The sequence below is a fragment of the Enterobacter sp. 342 genome, from assembly GCF_036663495.1.
In the GTDB taxonomy this organism is placed as follows: domain Bacteria; phylum Pseudomonadota; class Gammaproteobacteria; order Enterobacterales; family Enterobacteriaceae; genus Enterobacter.
Genome location: NZ_JAWUEI010000081.1, coordinates 1 through 4,324 on the forward strand (window position 1 = coordinate 1; position 4,324 = coordinate 4,324).

At 55.2% G+C, this 4,324-nt stretch carries 4 protein-coding genes; 2 read left to right on the forward strand and 2 right to left on the reverse strand.

All coding sequences use genetic code 11. The annotated features are described in order from the left end of the window. Nucleotides 1-245 precede the first annotated feature (245 nt). Both V6E55_RS25075 and V6E55_RS25080 read left to right on the forward strand, forming a co-directional pair. Nucleotides 246-677 (forward strand): universal stress protein, encoded by a 432-nt coding sequence (locus tag V6E55_RS25075; RefSeq protein WP_016241528.1) that lies wholly within the window; start codon nucleotides 246-248, stop codon nucleotides 675-677. Between the two features lie 50 nt (nucleotides 678-727). Next, nucleotides 728-3,415 (forward strand): cation-transporting P-type ATPase, encoded by a 2,688-nt coding sequence (locus V6E55_RS25080; protein ID WP_080884274.1) that lies wholly within the window; start codon nucleotides 728-730, stop codon nucleotides 3,413-3,415. A 167-nt stretch (nucleotides 3,416-3,582) separates the two neighbouring features. Here the strand turns inward: V6E55_RS25080 and V6E55_RS25085 are convergent, their stop codons facing one another. Beyond that, nucleotides 3,583-3,732, reverse strand: coding sequence for a hypothetical protein (locus V6E55_RS25085; protein ID WP_176564481.1), 150 nt, complete (start codon nucleotides 3,730-3,732; stop codon nucleotides 3,583-3,585). A 72-nt stretch (nucleotides 3,733-3,804) separates the two neighbouring features. Next, nucleotides 3,805-4,254 carry a recombinase family protein gene (locus V6E55_RS25090; protein ID WP_316944104.1) on the reverse strand — a complete coding sequence of 150 codons (450 nt, stop codon included), beginning with the start codon at nucleotides 4,252-4,254 and terminating at the stop codon, nucleotides 3,805-3,807. Nucleotides 4,255-4,324: the final 70 nt, after the last annotated feature.

A 4,324-nucleotide genomic window follows, 5' to 3' on the forward strand; every position in this document is an offset into this window, starting at 1 on the left:
CAGGCAGCCTGTCAAGGTATTCGAAGAGTACCGTCAGGCGGCATAGGCGAGTGTCGCACTTCGAAGTTGAATTCGCGAAGATCTCGACTATTTACAGCTTGGCAACGCAAGGTACAATTAAAATCGTACTTGGCGCCGCTCAACTGATCGATACTTGATCAACTAGCGCAAAGAATGATCATGCGTCGGCCCTGTCTGCGCTGTTTTCACCACCTTTTTTTATAGGTAATAAAAGGATTGTCTCTATGTATAAAAATATCCTCGTCCCGGTTGATGTGTTTGAAACCGGCCTTGCGGACAAGGCTTTGTCCCATGCTCAATTCCTCGCGCAAAGCTCCTCCGGGCAGATTCATTTACTCAACGTCATCCCGACATTTTCTCCTGCACTGACGCGCGGATTTATTTCCGATGCGCGAAAAATGGAAGACTATCTGGTTAATAATTCAAAAGAAAAACTCGCTGAACTCATCAATAAACTCTCTCTGAAGGAAAGCGATGTCCAGATTCATATTCGCAGCGGCAACGTCCGCGATGAAGTGACGAAACTGGCAGATGAACTGAAGGCGGATGTGGTGATCATTGGCTCACGCAATCCCAATATTCAAACCCATCTGTTGGGTTCAGAGGCGGCAAGTATCGTGCGTTATGCCCATGTGCCGGTTTTTGTGGTGCGCTAAGGGCAGCCTGAGGCTGTCCTGATTTCCGTTACAGGAGTGAGGAGATAACTATGAATACAGAAAAACCGGGCGGCCCGTTTTATCAGCTCTCCGTGGATGAAACCCTGACCAGCACCAACAGCACTCCCGATGGCATCAGCAGCGCTGAAGCGACGGCGCGCTTACAGCAGTACGGTGAAAATGCGCTACCGCAAAAAGCGGGTAAACCGGCATGGCTGCGTTTTCTGGCGCATTTTAATGATGTGCTGATTTACGTCTTGCTGGCGGCGGCGCTATTGACGGCGGTGATGGGCCACTGGGTCGATACTCTGGTGATCCTCGGCGTGGCGGTGATCAACGCCCTGATTGGTCATATTCAGGAGAGTAACGCCGAAAAATCGCTCCAGAGCATTCGCAATATGCTCTCCAGCGAAGCGGTGGTGGTTCGTCAGGGGAATCATGAAACCATTCCGACCACGGCGCTGGTTCCCGGCGATATCGTGGTGATCCGCGCCGGCGACCGCATTCCAGCAGACCTGCGGGTTATCGAAGCGCATAACCTACGGGTGGAAGAGGCGATTCTGACCGGTGAATCAACGGTGGTGGAGAAAAGTACCGAAGCGCTTAGCGGCGAACTGCCGTTGGGTGACCGGACGAACCTGTTGTTCTCAGGCACCACGGTAAGCTCCGGCGGTGGCAAAGGCCTGGTGGTGGCAACCGGTGGCGATACCGAGCTGGGCCACATTAACCAGATGATGGCGGATATCGAGAAACACCGTACTCCGCTGTTGGTGCAGATGGATAAGCTCGGCAAAGCCATCTTTATCATCATTCTGGTGATGATGGCTGCGCTATTCGTCTTTAGCCTGCTGTTCCGCGATATGCCGGTTTCTGAACTGATGCTGTCGCTGATTAGCCTGGCGGTGGCGTCGGTACCGGAAGGGCTGCCGGCGATTATCTCGATTATCCTCTCGCTTGGCGTGCAAACCATGGCCCGGCAGAAGGCGATTATCCGCAAGCTGCCGACGGTCGAAACGCTAGGGGCGATGACGGTTATTTGCTCGGATAAAACCGGGACGCTGACCATGAACGAGATGACGGTTAAGGCCGTTATCACCGCCGATAAAGTCTATCGGGTGGAAGGGGACAGCTACGAGCCGGTGGGGAATATTCACCCGATCGATGAGCCGGACCCGATAACCGTCGCGCCGGGCACGCTGCTGGAGCGCTATCTGCGCACCATCGACCTGTGTAACGACAGCCAGCTAATCAAAGATGAAAGCGGGTTGTGGAAAATCACTGGCGGCCCTACGGAAGGGGCGCTGAAGGTGCTGGCGGCGAAAGTGACGCTTTCGCCGGCGAGCACCGAACTGCGCAGTAAGATCCCCTTTGATTCGCAATACAAATATATGTCAACGCTGTACCGCATCGGCAATGAGGAGACGATTTTAATTACCGGTGCGCCAGATGTGCTGTTCCGCCTGTGTCAGCATCAGCAAACCGACCATGGGCTGGAGCCGCTGGACCAGCCGTATTGGGAAGCGAAAATTGAAGAGTACGCGCGGGAAGGGCTGCGCATGGTGGCGGCAGCGTGGAAACCGGCGGCTGACGGGCAAACCGAACTCACCCATCAGGATTTGCAGCATGGCGTCATTCTGTTAGGGATCGCCGGGATGATGGACCCGCCGCGACCAGAGGCCATTACCGCTATCGGCGACTGCCTGCAGGCGGGGATCCGCGTGAAGATGATCACCGGGGACCACCCGCAAACGGCGATGAGTATCGGCAAGATGCTGGGGATCGGCAACGCCGGGAACGCCATTACCGGGCGCGAGCTGGAGGTGATGGACGATACCCAACTGAGTGAAGCGGCGCAGAAATTCGATATTTTTGCCCGTACCAGTCCGGAAGATAAGTTCCGTCTGGTTCAGGCGCTGCAAAGCAGGAAAGAGGTGGTCGGGATGACCGGTGATGGGGTGAACGACGCCCCGGCGCTGAAGCAGGCCGATGTTGGTATCGCGATGGGCATCAAGGGCACCGAAGTGACCAAAGAGGCCGCTGATATGGTGCTGACCGATGATAACTTCGCCACCATCGCCAGTGCAGTCAGGGAAGGGCGGCGGGTTTACGATAACCTGAAGAAAACGATCTTGTTCATTATGCCAACCAACCTGGCGCAGGGGTTGTTAATCATTATCGCGCTGCTGGCGGGGAATTTGATTCCGCTGACGCCGGTGTTGATTTTGTGGATGAACATGGCGATTTCGGCCACGCTGTCGTTTGGTCTGGCGTTCGAAGCCGGTGAAAAGAACATCATGCGCCGTCCGCCGCGCGATCCTAAGCTGCATGCGATGGACGGCTTTGCCATCTGGCGGGTAATTTTTGTCGGTTCGATGATCGCCGTGAGCGCCTTTGTGCTGGAGGCCTGGCTACAGCCGCGAGGCTACTCACCTGAGTTTATCCGCACCGTACTGTTGCAGACGCTGGTCACCGCACAGTGGTTTTATATGCTCAACTGCCGGGTGGCGGATGGTTTCTCACTGAGCAAAGGGCTGCTGGCGAACCGGGGTATCTGGATTGTCAGCGGCGTGTTGCTGGTGCTGCAACTGCTGATTATCTACGCGCCGTTTATGCAGATGCTGTTCGGTACCGAAGCGCTGCCGTTCCGCTACTGGGTGATCACCTTTATTATCGGTTTTGTGATGTTCCTGATTGTGGAAATTGAGAAGCCGCTGACGCGCAAGTGGCGCACGGCCTGAGTCATTCCCGGAGGCGGTGCTGCGCACCTGTCCGGGCTACCAGACAGCCGCATAATCGGTAGCCCGGACAGACGCAGCGCGCCGCCACCGTGGAAAACCAAAAAACAAAAGCCGACGCATAACGCGTCGGCTTTTCCGTTTCAGACAAAGAACACGATCTTAATCGATCAATCTTTGAGTTTAACCGGGTTATTACGATAGGCCGCCAGCTTCGCGCGCATCCAGCTGCTGCTGTTGTTATTGACCGCGCTCACCACGCCAGTGGTGGCACCGCCGCCGACCTGCACATGGAAAATACCGCGTGACGGGAAATCCACATATTTTGGTTCAGTGAAATCCCACTCATGACGCTTGAAGGGGTCGGTTCCGGCTGAGGGCGAAATGACACCCTAAGCGTTAGCTCTGTGTCGTTGCACGATGTCAGCGACGGTATTCTTGCTGATACCGAGCTCGCGTGCGATCCAGCGATAGCTGCGTCCCTCGGCCCTCATCGCAACCACCTTAGGCAAAAGTCGGTCTGATTTTGGTCGCACTCCGGCCTGACGACCAAGCCTCTTACCACGTGCCTTCGCAACAGCAAGGCCTGACTTGACCCGCTCGCTGATGAGATCCCGCTCAAACTCCGCAATGCCGGAAAGAAGCGTCGCCAGCATTCGTCCATACGGCGACGAAAGATCGAACGCCATTCCATTCATGGCTATCACGGAAACCTTCCAGTTCTCCAGTTCACGTAGCGTATTGAGCAGATCGAGCGTCGAGCGCCCCCACCGGGAAAGCTCAGTGACCAGGATTGCATCAATTTGTCTGGACTGGGCAAGCGCCAGGACTTTCTTTGGCACTGTTGCAAAGTTAGCGATGAGGCAGCCTTTTGTCTTATTCAAAGGCCTTACATTTCAAAAACTCTGCTTA